We start from the raw sequence: 1,067 nt of genomic DNA on the forward strand, positions 1-1,067 counted from the left end.
ATACTAAATTTAAACTAAGGTGACGTATTTTTAATATAAGGGAAACAGGTTAAAGAAATAACCTTTTGAGCAGATTCGGATACCTTTTCAACTGCATCTTTTAGGGCTTTTTGCGCCAATTCCAGTGTGTCAAATACTCGACTTTTTAATTGACGTCTTACTTCTTTGAAAAACCTTTCCACCGGATTGAGTTCGGGACAGGCGGCAGGTAATTTGACTAACTGTAACTTGCTCTTTTCAAATAAATTAGGCTTATGTGCCGTAGCTCCGTCTGCAATAAAAAGACAGTTTTTTGTAACACAATCTTCTACTTTTTTAACAAACCAAGCGAAATTGTCGCTATCTAATTTAGGCAAAAAAGCAGCAAATCCGTCTCCAGTAAAAGGGCAAAGAGTTAGATACAAATAGGTAAATTCATAGCCGATTTTGACCTTACCTACAGGTCGATGTCCTATGGGTGCCCATTTTCGCCCCAATTCGGTGCGTGTCCCGGCCCGTAACTCATCATGGAAGAAAATGGCTTCATCCGAAAAATTTGCTCTTAACTCCCTGAAGTTTTTTTAAAAGATTCAACAGCACCTTCTGCTTGACGGATATTACTGGCACGAGCTGTTTTGAGTTTAATGCCATGACGGCTAAACAAAACACTCAAGCCCGAAAGGCTATAGTCAATCCCAAAACCTTCTTTAAGGTAAATTTGTACCTGACTGAGTTGGCTAACAGCATCGCTACGCAGATGGGTTTTCAACTCTTCCAACTGTAAATGACTCAGTTTACCTCTATAGTGCCCACCATGGTTAGCCCCAATTAAACCAGCTAACCCTTTTTGGCAGTACATCTGCCAAAGACGTTGACTTTGACGAGGCGATAATCCAATTAATTCACCTGCCTGTACTTGTGATCGCGCTTGCCCGGTTTTTAAAAATCGAATAAAGCGTACCCGATCACGAGCCGTTGCACGTTTCTGCTTGTGCTCTATTGTAAATAAATCTGCCTCGCTTTCACTTATGAGCTCTACATAGTTTTTCATTATACAAATATACGTCAACTTGATATGAGTTTAGTAT

Annotated in this window: 2 protein-coding genes; both read right to left on the reverse strand. The window is 40.0% G+C overall.

Annotated elements, in window-relative coordinates; translation table 11 throughout:
- Window positions 1-14: 14 nt before the first annotated feature.
- Window positions 15-518 (reverse strand): transposase, encoded by a 504-nt coding sequence (locus AC23P2_RS31085; RefSeq protein WP_487776788.1) that lies wholly within the window; start codon window positions 516-518, stop codon window positions 15-17.
- A 23-nt stretch (window positions 519-541) separates the two neighbouring features.
- Window positions 542-1,030 (reverse strand): helix-turn-helix domain-containing protein, encoded by a 489-nt coding sequence (locus AC23P2_RS31090; RefSeq protein WP_487776787.1) that lies wholly within the window; start codon window positions 1,028-1,030, stop codon window positions 542-544.
- Window positions 1,031-1,067: the final 37 nt, after the last annotated feature.

It is taken from the genome of Runella sp. R0.1_18, assembly GCF_057652155.1.